Origin of the sequence: Primorskyibacter sp. S87, assembly GCF_049801055.1 — a bacterium.
Lineage (GTDB): Bacteria > Pseudomonadota > Alphaproteobacteria > Rhodobacterales > Rhodobacteraceae > JBNAGF01.
Window position 1 is genome coordinate 1 of the sequence record NZ_JBNAGF010000003.1, and the last position, 20287, is coordinate 20287.

Sequence of the window (20287 nt, forward strand, 5' to 3'; positions counted from 1 at the left end):
GCTTTGTTGCACAAATCCTGTGAGGATGGGACTTCCCCTTTCCCCGGACGGATTTAGCCTACGGCTTCTGTGACGGGAATGCCAAGAGCGGTATAGCGGTTGAGGACTGCGACACGGATTTGGATCTCTGCGACCTGCCGATCAAAGTCTCTCGCCATGAGACTTTGCCCCATCAGCTTCACACAGTGCATCTTGGTCTCGACACGGCTTCTTCGGTGGTATCCGCTCCATTGTCGCCAAATGGCGCGGCCCAAGTATCGTGAGGCGTTAACCGCTTCGTTCCGGGCGATGGCTCCGGCGCTGCTGGGTTTCCACGGCTTGGCGTTCTTACGCGGCGGAATGACAGCGTGGGCATTCCGGGCGGCAATCGCGTCATGGCATTTGCGCGTATCATAGGCCCCGTCGCCGGTTACTGATCCGATGTCCTGGTCGTTGGGGATCTGGTTCAGCAACTCAGGCAACATGGGCGCGTCACCGATGTTGCTGCTGGTAACCTCGACCGCTCGAACCTCCAACGTTTCCTCGTCGATCCCTATGTGTATCTTGCGCCAAATGCGTCGTTTGGGACCGCCATGCTTGCGTGCGTTCCATTCGCCTTCACCTTCAGCTTTGATGCCTGTGCTATCAACCAGAAGGTTCAGCGGGCCGGTACTGCCACGATACGACAGGTCCACGTTCAGCGTCCTCTGGCGGCGGCACAGCGTGCTGAAATCGGGAACTGCCCAGTCCAGCCCGACCAACTGCAACAAGCTTTCCACAAAGCCTGTCGTCTGTCGGAGCGGAAGGCCAAACAGCACCTTGATCGTCAGGCAGGTTTGGATCGCAGCATCACTAAAGCTGTGTCGCCGACCGCGCTTGCCGCTCGGTGGCGGAACCCAGACCATATCAGGGTCAAACCAAATCGACAGCGACCCGCGCCGTCTCAACGCCTCATTGTAAGATGACCAATTCCTGGTCTTGTATTTCGTGGGGGCCCAACTGCTCATGACGCACAGCTATCACGCTGGATTCACACAGTGAATCCCTCAACCGATTTGTGCAACAAAGCCCTGTTGCGATCAACTACGGTGTGGCTGGTTTGCAGTTTGACAAATCAGGAAAATTCGATTGGCTTGTGAAATCCGGGCAGGGAAGGCGCCAAATGGACAGAAACTTGATAATTCGACCATTGAAGCGGAGCGACCACGATGAATGGCGGCGGTTGTGGACGTCCTATCTGGATTTCTATGAAACCGCTGTAAGCGAAGAAGTGTATCAGGTTTCCTTTCAGCGATTGTTGTCCCATGAAATCGGAGAATATCGCTGTTTCATTGCTGAAATGGCAGGCAAGCCGGTGGGCTTGGCGCATTTTCTCTATCATCGGACCATGTGGTCGGTGGAGGATACGTGCTACTTGATGGACCTTTTTATAGATCCCGAAGTGCGTGGGAAAGGGATCGGGCGGGCGCTCATCGAAAAGGTCCACGAAACCGCAAAGCAGGATGGAGTTCCCGGGATCTATTGGGCAACGCAGGAATTCAACTACAAAGGCCGAATGCTATACGATCAGGTGGCCACGCGTACGCCCTTTATCATTTACGAAAAGAACGACTAGAGACCGGCTGGCACTCCCCTGACGAGCCGACGTTTTGAGCCTGCATTGGGTTGCTCGGCACCGTCAAAGCGCCCGTAGGGCCAACCAAAATGCATTCACTGCCGGGCTGAATCCTTCGTTCGTACGAGAGATCTTTCTAAGGTCGCGGCGGGTTCGGGGGTCGGATGGAACAAGGAAAACCAGATCATCCTGTCCCTCGTCAACGGCGCTGCGCGGCAGGATCGTTGCGCCCAGACCTGCCCGGACAAACGATAGCAATGCGGACGTGTTCCGGGCCTCGAGATTGCAGCTTTCGATTGCCCGATCGACAACCGGGTGAGAGACCAGCTTGCAAAGCGGATTGGCGATCAACGCCTCAAGCGCAAGTAGATCCCACGACAGGGCACTGCCCGCGTTCACGTGACTACGGATCCGTCCGTCTGGTTTACACGCGATGCCCAGATCATCCCTAAAAATGGTGATCCCCCCCGAATTGTCGTCAGACAATGCCGAAATTATTCCGATATCCGCTTCGTCCAGCATGACACGCCGACGCACCCGGTCGCTGTCGACATCACTGATTTCGAGGCGCACATCAGGCCGCTCGGCGCGAAACTCTGCAATGACGCCCGGCAGAACGGTCGCAACGGCCGAAGGAACTGCTGCAACGCGAACCGTGCCCGCCAGAGATGCAGCATGGCGGCGGATTGCGTCGAGACTGCGAGAGAATGCGTCAGTGGCGCGGCTGCTTTCATCGAGTACGAGTTGTCCTAACGGGCTGAGTTTGCTCTTGCGGTCAGTTTCGAACAACTGGGCACCGATGTCGTCTTCGAGTTGGGCCAGCATCATGGATATGGCTGAGGGCGTGCGGCCCAGTACTTCGGCTGCACCGGCCAAGCTTCCTTTTTCGGCAACCGTTCGAAAGACACGGAGCATCTCAAGCTTTATCAATATTTCAACTTTCCTGAAGTTATATTAAGTGCTTCAAGATTGCCTAAAGCAAATTCCCTCGTCTAGTAGTAAATTTAACAGAAGCGAGGCACCGATGACCGATATGAACGGTATTTATGTAGGGGGTCGCTGGCGCCAGGGCGCATCGACCATCGAAAACCGCAACCCTTCCGATTTGACCGACGTTATCGGGCAATTCGGGCAAGCCAGTGCGGCGGATCTTGACGAGGCACTGATCGTGGCCCGCAAGGCGCAAGCTGAATGGTGGGCGGCCGGGGTGCAGAAGCGGCACGACGTGCTGATGGCAATCGGCACCGAGTTGATGGCACGCTCCGCCGAGATCGGACGTCTGCTGTCCCGGGAAGAAGGCAAGCCGCTGGCCGAAGGAACCGGTGAAGTTTACCGCGCCGGTCAGTTCTTTACCTATTTTGCTGCTGAGGTCCTGCGTTTGCATGGCGACCTCGCAGAAAGCGTGCGGCCGGGTATCGAAATTGACGTGCGGCGTGAACCGGTTGGAACGGTCGCAATCATTAGCCCTTGGAACTTCCCGGTGGCCACCCCGGCGTGGAAGATTGCCCCGGCGCTGGCCTTTGGGAATGCGGTTGTCTGGAAGCCGGCAAACGCCACCCCGGCCTCTGCCGTTGCCCTGACCGAGATCATCTCCCGGCAGGATATCCCCGTAGGACTGTTCAACTTGGTAACCGGCCCTGGAGCTGAAGTCGGCCAACGTTTGGTTGAAAGCACCGCTGTAGACGCGATCAGTTTCACCGGGTCGGTTCCGGTCGGGCGCGGTGTCGCGGCTTCGGCAATTTCGACGATGCCGAAACTGCAGATGGAAATGGGATCAAAGAACCCGTTTCTTGTTATGGATGATGCGGATCTTGATCTCGCCGTCGCGCATGTTACCAACGCCGCCTTTGGTGGAACTGGCCAAAAATGCACGGCGGCTTCACGGGTCATCGTCCATGAGCGGATCCATGACGTTTTTGTCGAACGTTTGGTGGCTTCTGCGCAAGGTCTTCGCGTGGGACATGCGCTGGAGGATGGCACGCAGATCGGGCCCGTGGTCAGCCAGAGCCAATTGGACAAAAACCTTGAATATATCCGGATCGGTCAGGAGGAAGGTGCAGAGTTGCTCTGTGGTGGTCAACGGCTGGAAAGGCCAACCGACGGATTTTACATGGCGCCGGCTGTGTTTGCCGGAACCAGCAATGACATGCGCATCAACCGCGAAGAAATGTTTGCACCCGTCACTTGCGTTATCAAGGCCGGTGGATATGAAGAGGCTCTTTCGGTCGCCAATGACAGCGAGTTTGGCCTAACTGCTGGAATCATGACGCGTTCACTGGCACGGGCATCGCACTTCCGCGCTAACATGCGGGCGGGATGCGTAATGGTGAACTTGCCAACCGCAGGAACGGACTATCACGTGCCGTTTGGCGGTCGTGGCGCATCTTCTTATGGGCCCCGGGAGCAAGGCAGCTACGCCGCCGAGTTCTATACCACGGTCAAAACCGCATATGTCGCAGCGGGAGCACCGGAATGAGCGTCCTGATCGATGGCCTGCAATACGCAAACTGGTCCGAACAGATCTTTCGGCAGTTGAAGGAAGGCGGCGTTGACGCCGTGCATGCCACGATCACCTACCACGAGACGTTTCGCGAAACTGTCCTGAATATTGAACAGTGGAACCGTTGGTTCGAAGCCTACCCTGACCTGATTTTTCAGGGCTCGACGGCAGCTGATGTCAAACTGGCGCAAGAGACAGGGCGCACGGCCATTTTCTTCGGGTCGCAAAACCCGTCCTGCATGGAGGACGACATCGGCCTGGTCGAAGTTTTGCACAAACTCGGACTCCGGTTCATGCAGTTGACTTACAACAACCAGTCTTTGCTGGCGACAGGTTGCTACGAAGCCGAAGACAGCGGTTTGACCCGGATGGGCCGCGAAGTGGTGGCAGAGATGAACCGCGTCGGGCTGGTTGTGGATATGAGCCATTCTGGCGAGCGATCGACGCTGGAAGCTATTGAACACTCGGCGCGACCGATTGCTATCACCCATGCCAATCCGGCCAGCTGGCACCCGGCCCTGAGAAACAAGTCTGACACTGTGCTCAGAGCATTGGCGGAAACCGGTGGAATGCTCGGCTTTTCGATTTACCCTCATCACCTCAAGGGAGGTGGCGACTGCGCGCTCGAGGATTTCTGTTCGATGATTGCTCGCATGATTGACGTTATGGGGCCGGACCATATCGGGATCGGCACCGATCTCTGTCAGGAGCAGCCGGATAGTGTCGTAGACTGGATGCGTATGGGACGCTGGACAAAACGCATGGACTACGGCGAAGGCAGCGCCGCCGCGCCGGGCTTTCCTCCGATGCCGTCGTGGTTTTCGGACAATCGCGATTTCGGTAATATTTCCAGTGGACTTCGTGCCGTGGGCCTGAGTGACGACGAGGTTGGCCGGGTTATGGGCGGAAATTGGCTCCGATTTTTTGAGGAAAGCTTCGGAGCGCAGGCCGCCGGCACTAAGGTGGATACACGCGTGGCCCAATAGCCAACAAGGGGATCGTCATGTCAGCACTGCCGGAGCCCGATGATGTCGCCCGTTTCAGGCGCTCTCCGGATGTCGTGATGCGCCTGTCCCGGATGGGATCTGCACATCCCACTCGCCTTTCGTTTTTGCGCTCCCTGATGCGGCGCATTCAGCGGGAACAGTGGCAGTTCGATCGCCCGGTCTGGGACGTGAATGAAAATGGAGTAGGCCGTGCAGTTTACCGCGCCAAAGGGCCGGATGGAACTTACTCACTGGTTGCCTTTTCGCATGACTTACCCGCTGCCATGCGAACCGACAGGGTTATCGCCACCGCTTGGGATGCAACTTTTGCGCTGTTCGATGGTGAGCCTACCGAGGCAGATCTTGACCGTTTGGAAGCCAATGTTCCCCTACAGGAAGCAGGCAGGATCAGCCCCCGCGAACTTTGCCTGAGCCGCGCCAACCGGTCAGTTCGGTTGTTTGCACATGTTGTGGATCGCCTATCCTCGGGAAAGCAGCCTGACCGGAAAGAGGTCGAGGCCGTCGGATATCTGATGCGCACAACTGCCGTTTATGGATCTGGCAAGTTCGGTGCCGCCGATCGCGACCAAATTGCCAATCGGCCCGAGCTGTCTGCGCCATTTCAGGCAGAAATGCTTCTGGTCTGGTTGGTCCGGGATTTCACGGTAGATATTGTGGAACATCTTGCGGCTGCCCGTGGAGGGTCGGATGCCGTGCGGCTGGATCCAGAGATCAAGCGCGGATTGGGCGTCGGAAATTCGACGGGGTTGGGCATGGCTCCGTTTATCGTGCGTCACCCGGTTTTGCTGAACAATTGGATGTTTGCTCGCGAAGAGGCACTTGCCCGCGTCCGGTCACTGAAACGGGCAACCCCAGAGGCCATATCAAAACTGCGGGCTGCTCTCGAAGCCGCACATGAAAACGCGGCACATTGGCATTCGGAACATCCTATACAGACCGTTAAACTCGCCGATCTCAACGCCGATCTCGACAAGATTTCAGCACAGTTAGAGAATTGGTCCGGCCCCAGCACGCACCCTTGGGACGCGCTTTGGACATGGGGAGAGCAAACCCTTTCTCTGGAAGGTCAGGAAGTACTGTTGTCATTGCTTTTGGAACCGCACGGGGATCTCGTCGATGGGCTTGCCGATTGCATGTATGCAGACGAAGCAGCGAATTTCCCGATCGACGGAACGATGACTGTGGGTGAGATGAAGGCTTTGCTGGAAAGGAACTTTGCCTGGGCGCTGGGCATGGATTTCGAGCAACCGCGAAACGTTGCAAGATTCTGGTATGTTTCCGAGGAGAAACTCGAACCGCGTCTGGGAAACCGGCAGGACGACGCCGGCGCTGAACTAGAGCAACCTCTGGGAATTGCATGGTTGGCAAAGGATCTGCACGACGCTTTGAATGAGGTGGATGAGCAACTAACGCTGGCAGAGTTTCTGCTGTCGAACCCCGACCACCGCCTGATGGCTCGCCGGGCTCAGGTCAGTTTGCGCCACCCGTATTCGGAAGTTCGCGACAACCTTCTCGGCCACGAGATGCTGCCGATCGATCTCATGCGCTGCAAGCTCGCCTTTTTTGGTGCCAGCAGGTTTGATCCCCGGTCAGATAAATGGGTCAGGATAAGCCTGTTTCAGGATTTGCCCTACCCATCCGAGATAAGCCGAGATCATTCGTTATGATGCGTGAAAAGAACGACCCGACTCGTGCCGGTTTCACTCCGGTTTCGGTACCAAATGCGAAGCTTTCTGGTAACGAGATCGACGCGATATGCCAGAAGGCAGCTCGGGGCGCCGGGTTCAGCTGGGGGTTGGCCGAAGAATCAGGGTTTGCCGCGCGCTGGCTATGCATGCGGGGCATTGACGGGTGCGGTTCGCTGCTGGCTCGTCTGGATTTTGAAACCGGGATTAGCCGCAGCATGGAACTAAAAGACGGAGAGATCCAATCGTTGGACGCTTCGCCGCTTTGCCCGATAGCTACGGGCGCAGCTCTCTCGGACTTTGCCGGTTCTCAGAAAAAATGCACCAAAGCCGGTCCGGTTTTTCTGCCTGTTCTGGTCCTGCCGTTTGCTCACCAGATTGCCCGCGTTGCTGGCGGCACCGTTGGGCTGGAGTGGCAGCAAGGTAAGGTCACGGTCTCCGAAACCGGACAGATTAACGGCGCGCTGGACAGGCTTTTTTTGACCAAAATCGCAGATATTGGCATTTCGCCGGTTGCCGGGGTTATTGATGGAAGCGCAGGTGAGCACGCGCCTGTCAGCGCCTCGAAAGACACGCTCGAACAGCTGAACACCTATGCGTCGCGAACCTATGTGCCAGCCTCGGCAGCGTCACGCGCAGATGCCGGTTCGGCTGGTGGCGACAATGACTAGTTGGCCCGCGAAAACTTGCGTTGGGCCTATGGACGATCCAAAGGAGTGACCCTCGATGCAAGTTGCTGTTGAAGACATCGAACGCAAGAGCGCCGATGCCCTGATGGCGCACGGCGCCGGGCCTTGGCAGGCGGCCGAGGTGGCAAGGGCCGTGGCCCGTGCAGAAGAGACCGGCAACATCATATGTGGGCTATACTATCTGGAAAGCTACTGTGTGCAGCTTGCCTCCGGGCGGGTGAATGGCACGGTCGAGCCTGTGGTCAATGCATCGCGTGCGGGCGCCGTGGCCGTCGATGCAGGTCTTGGGTTTGCACAACCTGCTTTTGCACGGGCGCTGCCCAAGGCCGTCGAAGCTGCGCGGGCATGCGGTATCGCCTCGTTGTCCGTCTGTCATTCACACACCTGCACGTCGCTCGGCTTTTTTACCGAACAGATCGCCGCCAAAGGGTTGATCGGTATCGGGTTCACGAATGCGTCGGCTATCGTGGCCGGACCCGGTGGCCGGAAACGTGTCGTTGGGACCAACCCGATTGCGTTCACTTTGCCAGGTGAGGACGGGCCGGCAATGCACGCTGATTTTTCGACGGCGGCAGTGGCTTTGGGCAAGATCACAATGGCAAAGGCTGCGGGAGAAAGCATTCCACTGGGTTGGGCCGTTGACAGCGAAGGCCGTCCAACCACCGACCCGGATGCTGCGCTTCAGGGGTCGTTGGTCAGTGCGGCGGACTACAAAGGTTGGGCCTTGGGTCTTTTGGTCGAGTTTCTTGCGGCTGGCCTGACCGGTTCCGTCAACTCCGTTGACGTAATGGGGCTGAAACTGCGCGACGGACTGCCTCACGATCTTGGCCAGTTCTACATTCTGATTGATCCGGCAGGCCATGCGAATGCATTGGCCGACAGGATTGGCCGTGTGGCATCCGAGATTTCCGATGATGCCCCGGTTCGAATTCCGGGGTCCCGCAGCAAAGCGAGGCAGCAGATAACGGTGGACGCAGATCTGTGGGCAAAAGTCGGCGCATTGGCCGCGGGTTCATCAAGCTAAGCCCGACGCATCCGGAAGGTAAAGAAAATCTGAAATTAGTTTCAGAAGTTTCTGTTTGAGTGAAGTGCAGCCGCTGCTTACGCTGAGGCGAACGAGAGTTTGCCGCGCCGCTTTACCGACGCTCGTGGTTGACGGTGCGACTGAACGTGACAATGGGGAGGAAGACCATGAAATCACTCGTAACCGCCGGAGTTTTCGCTTTGGCATCAGGAATCGGACTTGGAATTCCCGCAGCAGCGCAAGCAGACTGTGGCGAAGTATCGATCACCGAAATGAACTGGGCGTCGTCCCAGATCATCACCGAAGTCTCGAAGTTCCTGATGGAACAGGGCTATGGCTGCACGGTGGAAAAGGTTCCATCTGCGACCACTACATCGGTTGCGTCGCTGGCTGAAAACGGTGAGCCGGATATCGTCACCGAGCTCTGGCTGAACTCGACCGGTGATGTTTATGCCAAGCTGGAAGCCGAAGGCAAGGTGTCACGCCTTGCCGACGTGTTCAATCCCGGTGGCGTCGAAGGATGGTGGGTTCCGAAATACCTCGCCGACGCACATCCCGAACTGACCACGATCGAAGGTATCCTTGCCAATCCCGATCTGGTTGGCGGCCGCTTCAACAATTGCCCCGACGGGTGGGGTTGCCGGATTGTAAACGACAATCTGATCACCGCGCTGGGCATGCGCGACGGCATCGAGATCTTCGATCACGGATCGGGCGAAACGCTGGCAACCTCGATTGCTGCAGCCTACGAGAACAAGGAACCCTGGTTCGGGTACTACTGGGGTCCTACTGCGGTTCTGGGCAAGTATGAAATGACCAAGGTCGAGATCGGAAGCATCGACACTGATGTCCACGCAATGAACTCGAACAAGGACAATGCCAATCCGGGTGTATCCGATTTCCCGCCGGCACCCGTTCTGACGGTTGCTACGGCCGCTCTGACCGATCGTGAACCCGAGGTTGCGGAGCTCATGGGCAAGGTCAGCTTTGAAATCGGGCTGCTGAGCTCACTGTTGGCATGGCAGGAAGAAAACAGTGCCTCGGCCGAAGAAGCAGCTGTGTATTTCCTCACTACTCAATCTGGTGTCTGGTCCCAGTGGGTGAACGATGGAGCGCGCGAGAACCTCAAGGCGTTCATCAAGTAAACCCGTATGTTAAGCCAGGTGGCTCCGAACAGTGAGCCACCGCCTGAACATGCGACAGAATTCCGGTCCGGGGCGGGAGAGATTCCGCCCCGAACTGTCAGAAAAGGGGATCGACGATGGCCACCTACGACTTTGTTTTTGATGGCCTCGGGTTGCGCGACTGGTGCGATGCGGGTGCTGAAAGTGACGCTCCGCTGTCAATGGCGGACCTGCTGGCAAAGGGCGGGGCAGGTGAGGAAGTGTCGCTTTGGACACTACCGTTCCCGTCGCTGGATGCTCTGAACGAGGCTTGCGGTCGCATCCCCCAGTCCCGCGATCTGAGCAAGGGTGTCGAAAACGGGTTCCTTGCGATCAAGGATGCTTTGCGCGTTGTGCTTGATCCGATCACCCAGCCCTTGTCCTGGATACTCGATTTTGCGCTGGCGGTTGCCGAAGGAACTCCTTGGTGGATCATGTTCCCGGTATTGCTGGCGGTTGTGTATCTTGCCTCGAAATCGGTCCGGCTTGTGTTTCTCGTCCTTGCCTGCCTGGGTTTCCTGGCATTCATCGACCATTATGACTATGCCATGCAGACGCTGGCGATCATATTCGTTTGCGCCTTCCTATGTGTCCTGCTGGGTGTCCCCATAGGCATTGCCATGTCACGCAGTGACCGGCTCCAGAAGGCGGTGATACCTGTTCTGGACATGCTTCAGACACTGCCACCTTTTGTCTATCTTATTCCGCTGATCTTCCTGTTCTCGGTGACAGAACCAAAGCTCTACGGAATTGCCATCATCCTCTATGCGATTGTTCCGGTGATCCGACTGACCGATCTCGGGATACGGCTGGTGGATCAGGATGTAATCGAAGCCGCGGATTCCTTTGGTATGACGGATCGGCAAAAACTGTTTGGTGTGCAGATCCCACTGGCTCTGCCCAACATCATGGCCGGTGTGAACCAGACAATCATGATGAGCCTCGCGATGGTCGTGATTGCGTCGCTCGTCTCTGCGCCGGGTTTGGGTGTGCTGGTTCTGCGCGGAATTCGCAATCTTGAACTCGGCGTAGGCCTGATTTCCGGGCTGGGCATCGTGCTTCTCGCGATCATTCTGGACCGGGTGACAAAGGCAGCACTGGACCGCGTGAACGCGGCTCAGAAGCACTAGAAGGAGCAGGGACGTGACCGGCAAGATCAAGATCTCGATCCGCAATCTCTATAAGTTGTTCGGCGCCAATCCCAGCGCCGCACTGGAACATGTACTGGCAGGTGCCGGAAAGGCGGACCTGCTGAACCAGCACGGGCACGTGCTGGGCCTGAAAGACATAAACGTCGATATGCGCGAAGGCGAAATCACCGTCATCATGGGGCTGTCCGGGTCTGGGAAGTCGACTCTGATTCGTCATTTGAACCGCCTGATCGAGCCAACTTCTGGCCGGATCGAAGTCGATGGAAACGACGTGCTTGCCTATGACGAGGAACAGCTTCGCAACTTGCGTCGCGAAGTCATGTCGATGGTTTTTCAGAAATTCGCACTGCTGCCGCACCGCACAGTCGCCGAAAATGCGGGAACCACGCTCAAGGTCCGTGGCGTCAGGCACAGTGAATACCTGGCCGAAGCGCACAAGTGGCTTGAGCGCGTAGGGCTCAAGGGGTTCGATGGCCACTACCCGCATCAATTGTCCGGCGGAATGCAGCAACGCGTTGGAATTGCACGGGCGCTGACGTCAAACTCGCCCATCATGCTGATGGACGAAGCGTTTTCAGCGCTTGATCCGTTAATCCGAACTGACATGCAGGACCTTCTGTTGGAATTGCAGACCGAGCTGCACAAGACGATCGTCTTCATCACCCATGATCTGGACGAGGCCCTGAAGCTGGCTGACCATCTCGTCATTCTGAAAGATGGTGAGGTTGTTCAGCAGGGTGAGCCGCAACATATCCTTTTGAACCCGAACGACCCCTACATCGAAGACTTCGTAAGCGATATCAACCGAGCCCGCGTCCTGCGGGTGCGTTCGATCATGACTCCGCTTGAGGGCGGAGTCGTTCCGCCGGATGCGCACGGCGAAGTTGGCATTAACGATACCCTTGAGAGTATGATTGCCAAGTCTGGTGGGGATACGTCTCATTCCTATGTCGTCTTGCGCGATGGTGCGCCGGTCGGGACGCTGGAAATGACCAACCTCGTGAAGGCTCTGGTCCCCCGGGTGGCGTCGGAAGCAGGCGCCCGAAACTTCTGAGCAGGAGCCATCACCCATAGCGGGGCAAGGGCGCTGCTACGGACCAGACCTATCCGATTGGAGATTTGGGTGAACGGGATGGTCTTTTTCCGCTCAGGACCTGTCGCTCTGTTCGAGGTGTATTTCCCGGTCCGATTTGTCACCGGCTTGCCGCGTATAGGAATCGTTTGTCGCAAACTCAGTATCTTAGGTGCCGGTCGCATACTAAGCTGAGACAGGCTTGGTATGGGGTGACAGAATGGCTGGAACAATACTGGACGAGGCAATTTCCAGAACGTCTGAACTTCAGGCGCGGCTGAGGGATCAAGGAATTGCTCATGCCGTTTTCACATCAGAAAGCTCAATTGCCTATCTCGCAGGGTTCTGGGGTTATCTCGGGATAGAATTTGGCCGGCCCACCATGCTTGTCGTTCCGGCAGACGCAGCCCCCATCGTCATCACGCCTTTGATGGAAAGTGAGATGGTCGCCGAGATGACTTGGATCGAAGACGTTCGGACATGGGAGGATGCGGGTCAGAAGAGTTGGGGGCGGGCTCTTGCCGGCACTTTGCCCGAGAACCCGGCCGAGATATGGGTGGAGTGTTCAGAGTTGCCGCCGATCGTCCGCAACTTTCTGGATGACCGCTACCCCGCCTCTTTGCTCAAAGACGTTTGCCCGGTTCTGGGCGCACAGCGCATGATCAAATCTCCGCTGGAAGTCACCATTATGAAACAGGCGGGGAAAATCGCGGGCGCGATGATGGCCGCAGCCCACGGCTCCCTCCGGGAGGGGGTACGTGAATACGAGAGTGCGCTGGCCGTAATCGATGCGGGAACCCGAGCTGCCGCCGATTTTCTGACGGACAAAGGCTGGGAGCGGTTCGTTTCGCCGTTGATCCACAATTTGCAGATCCTGCAAAGCGGCAAGGATGTCTCGATGGTGCACCGTCGCGCATCCGTCAAACCTTATGAGCGTTTCGACCCGGTCTATTTCTGTTTCTGCAACATGGCCCAGTTCCAACAATACAAGCTGGGCTTCGACCGAATGTTTCACGTTGGTGCCGTGACGGACGAAGCCGCACGGGTCCAACAGGCCGCCATTGACGCGCAACAGGCTGCCATTGCCGCGATCCGCCCGGGGATAGAAGCACAGGACATCGCGGCCGCCGCCAACGAGGTTTATGCAGAAAGAGGTTACCAAACCGGGTATCGGACAGGCCGTTCCATCGGAATGGCCTATCTTGAAGCGCCTGAGTTAAAAGCAGGGGACACCACCGTCCTGAAGCCCGGCATGACATTTGCAGTGGATGGTGGGATTTCTGTCGACGGGGTGACCGCAGGGCGTATCGGAGACAGTATTGTTGTGACCGAAACAGGCTGTGAGTATCTGACCGACTACCCGCGTGAATTGATGGTTACGGAGGCATAAGCGGTGAACAGGTTCCGGCTGTCAGTCGCTCAATCGCCGGCCGGTCTGAAAACATCCTCGGACCGGTTGGGCTGGCTTCGCGCAAAATTGCCGGGTATCGCTGCAAACAAGGCGGACCTGGTTCTTCTGCCCGAGCTGTTTGCTTGCGGCTACAACATCGGTGATGAAGTTGAGCGCTGCGCGGAACATCTGGATGGTCCCAGTTTTGCGGCAATCTCGAACTTGGCGCGCGAATTTGGCGTCGCGATCCACTACGGGTTTGCCGAACGAGCGAAAGAGGGGATTTTCAACTCGGCAGTTTGTGCATCTCCGACCGGACAGTTGCTGGGCCATCAGCGAAAGCTGGCAATTCCTCCGGGGTTCGAGCGGTCGTATTTTACACCAGGAACTGGATGTAATCTGTTTGACTATGGCGGACTGAGAATTGCGACCCTGATTTGTTACGATGCTGAGTTTCCCGAGACCGTCCGCCATGTGACCGAGCTTGGTGCGGAACTGGTACTTGTGCCAACGGCTCTCGGTTCCCAATGGTCATGGGTGGCGCACAGTTTGATTCCGTCCCGCGCTTATGAGAACGGCGTATATCTGGCCTATGCAAACTCTGTGGGTGAGCAAGGCGATACGGAGTTTCTGGGGGCCAGTGTCATATCGGCACCTGATGGTATCGAACTGGCACGGGCCGGTCGTGACCCGGAAATCATCCACGCCGAGCTGGACAAGGCGCGACTGGTCGCGGCGCGTCGTCGTTTGCCCTATCTCGAAGACCTTCGTGAAATCAGGTTTTGATTTCGGAATGCGCGACCGACGTACCCGGAAGACGTTGTGCACCTATCCGTTTCAATCAGAACCGAGAAGGCGCCGAACGCTTCCAATCTGACTATGTGTGGAGAATGGTGGGTGATGAGAGACTCGAACTCCCGACATCTTCGGTGTAAACGAAGCGCTCTACCAACTGAGCTAATCACCCTTGCCGGACGCATTTAGCCAAGACTTTCCGACCCTGCAAGGGGGGGCAGCAAATATTCTGAGTCAATTGGTGGTAAGACGCTGATCTGTATCCAAGCGCTTTCGGCGGTGACGAGGTTGCTTTCGCAATCCGGCCTGCTCTGCAAAAAAGGCTGAGCCGGACCAAGCTGCGATGCCCGTCCGGCTCATAATCAGGCGTCAGAACGTTCAGATATCGAATTTCACGCCTTGCGCAAGCGGCAACTCGTCAGAGTAGTTGATCGTGTTGGTTTGCCGGCGCATGTAGCTTTTCCATGCATCCGAGCCGCTTTCACGCCCACCGCCGGTTTCCTTTTCTCCGCCAAACGCACCGCCGATTTCGGCGCCTGATGGGCCAATGTTGACGTTGGCGATGCCACAATCTGACCCGGCCGCCGACAGAAACTGCTCAGCCTCGCGCATGTTGAGCGTGAAAACGCAGGAACTGAGGCCTTGCGGAACACCATTCTGGATCGCCAGTGCATCCGCAAAGTCATCATATCCCATCACATAAAGAATGGGTGCAAAGGTCTCGGTCTTAACGGTGGCCGTCTGATTGGGCATCTCCACGATGGCCGGTTCCATGTAGACGCCTGATGGGACGCCTTCGGTTACGCGCTTGCCCCCGAACACGAGACCGCCCTCAGCTTTGGCAGCTTCCAGTGCAGCGGTCATTGCCGCTCCGGCTGCCTCATCCACCAGTGGTCCGACAAGTGTACCCTCTTGAAGGGGATTGCCAATTGGCAGTCCCGCATAGGCGGAGCGAAGCCGCGCAACGAGATCATCGCGGATTGAGTTATGCACGATCAGACGGCGCAGACTGGTGCAACGTTGACCTGCGGTTCCGACGGCAGAAAACACGATCGCTCGCACTGCCATTTCCAGATCCGCGGAGGGGCCCACGATCATTGCGTTGTTCCCGCCAAGTTCCAGAATGCACTTGCCGAACCGTTCTGCCACGACAGGTGCAACAGCGCGCCCCATCCGGGTCGACCCGGTCGCCGAAATGATCGGGACCGTCTCGCTCTGCACCAGTGCTTCGCCCAGATCGGCTTGACCGATCACGGTTTGCAGCAGGCCGTCCGGAGCATCACCGAAACGTTCCGCCGCCCTAAAGAAGATCTTGTGACAGGCGAGAGCTGTGAGTGGTGACTTTTCGGATGGTTTCCAGATTACCGGGTCACCGCACACGAGTGCCAGCGCAGCGTTCCAAGACCATACGGCAACGGGAAAATTGAAGGCGGTGATGACGCCAATCGGGCCAGCCGGGTGCCATGTCTCCATCATTCGATGCCCAGGGCGTTCGCTGGCGATGGTGAGGCCATAGAGCTGACGGGAAAGGCCGACGGCGAAATCGCAGATATCGATCATCTCCTGCACTTCGCCAAGGCCCTCGGACGTGATCTTGCCTGCTTCCCAGCTGACCAGCGCGCCAAGTTCATCCTTGGCTGCTCGCAGTTCCTCGCCCAGAAGGCGGATCAGTTCTCCGCGCCTTGGGGCCGGAACCGTTCGCCATTCCCTGAAAGCCTTTGTTGCGCGGTCAAAGACATCGCCCATCTTTGAAACAGGGGTTTCGTGCACGTTGCCGAGCAGGGATCCGTCGATGGGTGAGTGAACCGTCAATGTGCCGCCGGTCAGTTCTGCGGCAGAGAATCCCAGTTTGGCAAGGGTGGTATCGGGGGTCATGACAACATCTTTCATGTCTCAGGCTGCCTTATTCTGTTGGGTAACATCGCCCGCCCGGTATAGGCGGCCGAATTCTGTTTCGAGGAAATCTGCTAGCTTGACCTGCTCCTGGCGGACAAAGCCCTGACTCGGCAGCGCGGCTGAGCGCATCAGATCAACCACACCAAGGATGCCCGCGGCAGTCGTGACCTGGATAGCGCTCCAGACCTGTCCATCAATCACTCGCGAGAGCGACTTGTTGATATGGCTCTTTTCTCGCAGTTCACCGCCGATCATGCCCTTGGCGGTGCAGTAAACCAGCACGACATCCTGATCCGTGCGCGGCAGGGCTGTTTCGAACACATCCTTCAGAAGGTCGCGTCGACGCTCAAGCCCAAGGTCGTTGAGCAGCATCTTCAGAATGTCACGATGGCCGGGATACCTGATCGTGCGATAAGATACCGCGCGCGCCTTGCCCTCAAGCGTTTCCGGCAAGGTGCCAAGGCCGCCTGACGTGTTGAAACACTCGTATTCCACACCGTCATGTCCAAGGATTTCATAGTCTTCCAACGGCGCGGTCTTTACACGTTCGCCGTTCACGATGGCGTCGCAGGGATTGCAATACTCGTTGATCAAACCGTCGGTCGACCAGGTCAGATTGTATTTCATAGCGTTTGTCGGGTAGAGCGGCAGCGCTCCCACTCGCATGTGCAAACTGTCCAGCGTATCGAACTCGGCGGCCAGAGCTGCGCCGGAAATGCCGACGAAACCCGGGGCAAGCCCGCATTGCGGCATGAAGGCAGTATTGCTGTTTCGGGCCAGTTCCCGGACCGCGTTTGTGGCCGCTACGTCTTCGGTCAGATCAAAGTAATGGGCGCCTGCCTTTTTGGCTGCTGTCGCAATTGCCGGGGTCAGGAAGAATGGTGCCGCAGACAAAACGGCGTCAAACTCCTCAAGTGCTTTGGCTAACCCGGCGTCGTCTCGCGCGTCAATTTGCTTGGTGGCAATTCCCATTCGGTTAATCACGCCGAGTGCGGCCAAATCGTGATCGGCCACGGTCACGCTGTAGTTCGGTGAAATCTTCAACAGTGTCGCGATCATCTGCCCGATTTTCCCGGCGCCGATGACACAGATGTTCCAGCTCGTCATGCCTCTCTCCTTTTCTATCGCAAGGATGAGTGGCGAAGCTGTCGAATCGAAGGATGATTTTTGCCGAATAGCTAAATGTTTTCGGCAAAACGAATATAGATTTCGGCAAACTGCCGGATTTAAAGAGGAGTGTCTCTCTTTCGATCAATCCGGCTGCCGAAAACCACTGATGTGTTTGTGCGTATCACACCGGGGATTTGGCCAATCTCGTCGACAAGAAGATCGAGGTCTTCTATTTGCGGGGCCTCGGCGCTGATGCACAAATCATACTCTCCGTTGATCGACAGGCATTTTCGGATCTCGGGGTAGGATTCCAGCCGGGAAATCACCTTTTTCGTTTCCTTTTGCTGCACTTCCAACAAGATCAGGACCTGCACGCGCGGAGCATCGGGCCGGGCATTCAGAATTACGGTGTATCCGTCGATTATGCCGTCGCGCTCCATTCGGGATATGCGCTCCTGAACCGTCGTGCGGGCCAAGCCCAAGGTGGCGGCAATTCTGGTCGCGGATTCCCGGGCATTGGCTTGAAGGAGGGAAATGATCTTTCTATCTGTCTCGTCCCTCATCTCCCAGTCCTGTGCTGCTCAAAAAAAACTGTCACTGGGGCATTGTCGCCACCTGCATAGTGTCGGTTTTTTGCCCACCAGTGTCACGGAGAATTCTAGGCGGGCCCGAAACGACTAGCTGATCCTAGCTCCTTGCGGATTGTTCCGCTTGAGCTGCGGTGACAGCAATCATGTGGAGAATATCCTCTGAGCTGCATCCTCTCGAAAGGTCATTCGCGGGTTGGGCAAGGCCCTGTAGGATCGGGCCGATCGCTACGGCACCGCCGACCCGTTGTGCGATCTTGTAGGCGATATTGCCGCTTTCTAGATTGGGAAATACAAAGATGTTCGCGTCACCGCCTAGCGGTGAGTCACTGGCCTTGGAGGCGGCCACATCCGGAACGAAAGCCGCGTCGAATTGCAATTCTCCATCAATCAGCAAATCCGGGTTTGCCGTCTTGGCCTTCTCGGTCGCAGTTACCACTTTGCTCACGGCGTCGTGGCTGGCACTGCCTCGTGTCGAAAATGAAAGCATCGCCACCCTTGGGATCTCCCCAGTAAGGGTCGCAAAGGATTGAGCAGAAGCAAGCGCGATCTGTGCCATTTCGTCGGCTGTCGGATCAACGACTAACCCGCTGTCGGCAAAGATATATGCACCCTTCTTTTCGTGATGGGACTGGCAGAACAACATCAGAAAGAAACTGGAAACCAGAGGCGACCCGGGTTGCGGACCGATTACCTGAAGCGCCGTTCGCACAATATTTGCCGTTGTAGCAACCGCGCCCCCGACCGTTCCATCGGCATAGCCCGCTTTTACCAGCAGGGCGGCAAAGACATGTGGTTGCGAAATGGCCGCCTGCGCTTCTTTGGTGGTGACACCTTTGTGCTTGCGCAACTGACAATAGAGCTCTGCCAATTCGCTGCGGATTGAGGAGGATTGCGGGTCGTGGATCTCGATACCCTCGTCCGGGGCAAGGTCGAGCTGGCCGAACTGCCGCTTGATCCGGTCTTCGGATCCGATCAGGGCGATCTGAGCTATTCCGCGATCCCGCGCCACAATGGCTGCGGCAATGGCGCGGGGATCTTCGCCTTCGGACAGCACGATCTTCTTCTGTGACCGGGCAGCATTCCGAAGCAGCATCTCCAGAGGCTTCATGGCAGATCCTTTGAACCAAAGGGCAGCGCCGCGATCAGATGATCGCGCCTGCCAGCCTACAGTTGGGCCAAGATAGCCCCTAGCCTGTAGGGCCAGTGGTGTCGTGTCTCTATGTCCAAATTTCGAATGTTGCGGTGTCAGCGCTGTCCGATCGCTACGGAGATCGACCAGGTGCCGGACAAAAGGCACCAAATGCACTGTTTGGCGGCTTGCCAGTTGTCTGCTGGCTGACTTACCGTTGGAGACCGCGCCGCGGCAGAATGCTGGAGAACCCGGAATGCAAACCGAATCCGAGACCCGCTTTAGGGCTTACCGGGAGACCCGGAGATTTGCCAATCTCGACGGTCTTCGGTTCATTTGCATTACCATGGTGATGTGGCACCACGCACAGCCAATAGAAAAAGGCGCGGTCCGGTTTCTGGATCTCGGTTTTCTGGGGGTCGACTTCTTTTTCGTGCTGAGCGGTTTTCTGATCACGACGCTTCTATTGCGCGAGGTGGATCAATACGGGCGATTCTCGCTGAAAAATTTTTACATCCGCAGGGCTCTCAGGATTGTCCCGGTCTACTTCTTCGTCGTGAGCTGCGTGTCATTGTATTACATAGTTTTAGACGGGCAGAGCGAACTGGCAAAACTGGTTCCGTATTACTTTCTCTTTCTGTCGAACTTCCTGGTCGATCATATTCCGCTGCTCTCAATAACTTGGTCCTTGTCGGTGGAAGAGCAGTACTATCTGCTCTGGCCGCTTTTGCTGTTGCTGCTGCCGGTTCGGGTGTTGCTGCCCGTCGGAATCGCGCTGGTAATCGTGAATGTAGCAGGAGGACTTGGTCTGTTCGGGCGGGATCCACCAGTGCTCGGACCTCTACGTTTTGCGCTGCCCAATGCGACTTATGCCCCTATTATTCTTGGATCTTTATTGGCGTTGTTGATGAATCGGGAGCGTGGATTTGCCGTTCTGTTCCGACTGCTCGGGCGAAGATGGACAGCCTTGGCCGGGTTCGCGGTGCTCTTGATCCTCTTTCAGATCGTGCCTGAGGATATCAGAGGGCTTCCAAACCTCGCCATTCATCTGACGATGACGTCCACGCTGGCCGCATTGGTTCTGCGCGAAGACAATACCCTTTTGGGCTTTCTGCAGAACTCCGTGTTGGCGCGGATCGGGGCTATCAGCTATGGCATCTACCTTTACCATCTGATCGGGTTGGATATCGTCAACCGCGTGTTTGCGAAACTGGGCGCAGAAAATCTCTGGATCGTGTTTTTTGTCTACTACGCGGTGTCGGTGGCAATCGCAGAGTTCAGCTTCCGAACCCTCGAAGCCTATTTCCAGAACCTGCGGCCCAAGTTCTTGCGGAGCCCTTCCTCGCGCAAAGTCGACCCAAAAACCGGCACGGCGAAGAGTTGGCCTAGCGACCCAAAAACCGACTACTGATATCGGGTTCATGCGTCCAAGTCGGTCTGCAATCTTCTGGATCGTCTTCGGCAGGGCGTAGGAAAGGAATCATCGCCGAAT

18 protein-coding genes and 1 tRNA gene are annotated in these 20287 nt (G+C 56.9%); 12 read left to right on the forward strand and 7 right to left on the reverse strand.

Going from position 1 to position 20287, the window contains the following annotated elements:
- Positions 1-53 precede the first annotated feature (53 nt).
- On the reverse strand, positions 54-986 hold the full coding sequence (locus ACP15U_RS06200; RefSeq protein ID WP_425043710.1) for an IS5 family transposase: 933 nt from the start codon (positions 984-986) through the stop codon (positions 54-56).
- Positions 987-1141: 155 nt separating this feature from the next.
- Here ACP15U_RS06200 and ACP15U_RS06205 point away from each other — a divergent pair, with 155 nt between their 5' ends.
- The gene (locus ACP15U_RS06205; RefSeq protein WP_425044283.1) at positions 1142-1594 is read left to right on the forward strand and encodes an N-acetyltransferase family protein; all 453 of its coding nucleotides are present in this window, start codon (positions 1142-1144) and stop codon (positions 1592-1594) included.
- A 63-nt stretch (positions 1595-1657) separates the two neighbouring features.
- Here the strand turns inward: ACP15U_RS06205 and ACP15U_RS06210 are convergent, their stop codons facing one another.
- Positions 1658-2524 (reverse strand): LysR family transcriptional regulator, encoded by an 867-nt coding sequence (locus tag ACP15U_RS06210; protein ID WP_425044284.1) that lies wholly within the window; start codon positions 2522-2524, stop codon positions 1658-1660.
- Between the two features lie 94 nt (positions 2525-2618).
- Here ACP15U_RS06210 and ACP15U_RS06215 point away from each other — a divergent pair, with 94 nt between their 5' ends.
- The 10 genes from ACP15U_RS06215 (at position 2619) to ACP15U_RS06260 (ending at position 14061) form a co-directional block, all read left to right on the forward strand.
- Positions 2619-4070: an aldehyde dehydrogenase family protein gene (locus ACP15U_RS06215; RefSeq protein ID WP_425044285.1), complete on the forward strand. Its 1452-nt coding sequence runs from the start codon at positions 2619-2621 to the stop codon at positions 4068-4070.
- Entirely contained in the window at positions 4067-5080 is a 1014-nt protein-coding gene (locus tag ACP15U_RS06220; RefSeq protein WP_425044286.1) for a membrane dipeptidase, read from the forward strand. Before ACP15U_RS06215 ends, ACP15U_RS06220 begins: the two co-directional genes overlap by 4 nt.
- A gap of 17 nt (positions 5081-5097) precedes the next feature.
- Positions 5098-6768 (forward strand): hypothetical protein, encoded by a 1671-nt coding sequence (locus ACP15U_RS06225; protein WP_425044287.1) that lies wholly within the window; start codon positions 5098-5100, stop codon positions 6766-6768.
- Complete coding sequence (locus tag ACP15U_RS06230; protein WP_425044288.1) at positions 6768-7457, forward strand: DUF3726 domain-containing protein; 690 nt, start codon at positions 6768-6770, stop codon at positions 7455-7457. The genes ACP15U_RS06225 and ACP15U_RS06230 overlap by 1 nt, the downstream gene beginning before the upstream one ends.
- 55 nt (positions 7458-7512) lie before the next feature.
- Positions 7513-8499: an Ldh family oxidoreductase gene (locus ACP15U_RS06235; RefSeq protein WP_425044289.1), complete on the forward strand. Its 987-nt coding sequence runs from the start codon at positions 7513-7515 to the stop codon at positions 8497-8499.
- A 167-nt stretch (positions 8500-8666) separates the two neighbouring features.
- Positions 8667-9644 (forward strand): ABC transporter substrate-binding protein, encoded by a 978-nt coding sequence (locus tag ACP15U_RS06240; RefSeq protein WP_425044290.1) that lies wholly within the window; start codon positions 8667-8669, stop codon positions 9642-9644.
- Positions 9645-9760: 116 nt separating this feature from the next.
- Entirely contained in the window at positions 9761-10792 is a 1032-nt protein-coding gene (locus ACP15U_RS06245) for an ABC transporter permease (RefSeq protein WP_425044291.1), read from the forward strand.
- 13 nt (positions 10793-10805) lie between these two features.
- A complete protein-coding gene (locus tag ACP15U_RS06250) occupies positions 10806-11867 on the forward strand; it encodes a quaternary amine ABC transporter ATP-binding protein (RefSeq protein WP_425044292.1) in 1062 nt (353 codons plus the stop codon).
- 238 nt (positions 11868-12105) lie between these two features.
- Complete coding sequence (locus ACP15U_RS06255; RefSeq protein ID WP_425044293.1) at positions 12106-13275, forward strand: M24 family metallopeptidase; 1170 nt, start codon at positions 12106-12108, stop codon at positions 13273-13275.
- 3 nt (positions 13276-13278) lie between these two features.
- Positions 13279-14061 (forward strand): carbon-nitrogen hydrolase family protein, encoded by a 783-nt coding sequence (locus ACP15U_RS06260; protein WP_425044294.1) that lies wholly within the window; start codon positions 13279-13281, stop codon positions 14059-14061.
- A gap of 105 nt (positions 14062-14166) precedes the next feature.
- Here the strand turns inward: ACP15U_RS06260 and ACP15U_RS06265 are convergent.
- From ACP15U_RS06265 to pta, 5 genes are all read right to left on the reverse strand, one after another.
- Positions 14167-14242, reverse strand: a tRNA-Val gene (locus ACP15U_RS06265).
- Between the two features lie 206 nt (positions 14243-14448).
- Positions 14449-15945: an aldehyde dehydrogenase family protein gene (locus ACP15U_RS06270; protein ID WP_425044295.1), complete on the reverse strand. Its 1497-nt coding sequence runs from the start codon at positions 15943-15945 to the stop codon at positions 14449-14451.
- An 18-nt stretch (positions 15946-15963) separates the two neighbouring features.
- A complete protein-coding gene (locus ACP15U_RS06275; protein ID WP_425044296.1) occupies positions 15964-17073 on the reverse strand; it encodes a saccharopine dehydrogenase family protein in 1110 nt (369 codons plus the stop codon).
- Positions 17074-17192: 119 nt separating this feature from the next.
- The gene (locus ACP15U_RS06280) at positions 17193-17639 is read right to left on the reverse strand and encodes an Lrp/AsnC family transcriptional regulator (protein WP_425044297.1); all 447 of its coding nucleotides are present in this window, start codon (positions 17637-17639) and stop codon (positions 17193-17195) included.
- A gap of 124 nt (positions 17640-17763) precedes the next feature.
- On the reverse strand, positions 17764-18774 hold the full coding sequence (gene pta / locus ACP15U_RS06285) for a phosphate acetyltransferase (protein WP_425044298.1): 1011 nt from the start codon (positions 18772-18774) through the stop codon (positions 17764-17766).
- Between the two features lie 277 nt (positions 18775-19051).
- Here pta and ACP15U_RS06290 point away from each other — a divergent pair, with 277 nt between their 5' ends.
- Entirely contained in the window at positions 19052-20206 is a 1155-nt protein-coding gene (locus tag ACP15U_RS06290; protein WP_425044299.1) for an acyltransferase family protein, read from the forward strand.
- The last annotated feature ends 81 nt before the right edge of the window (positions 20207-20287 follow it).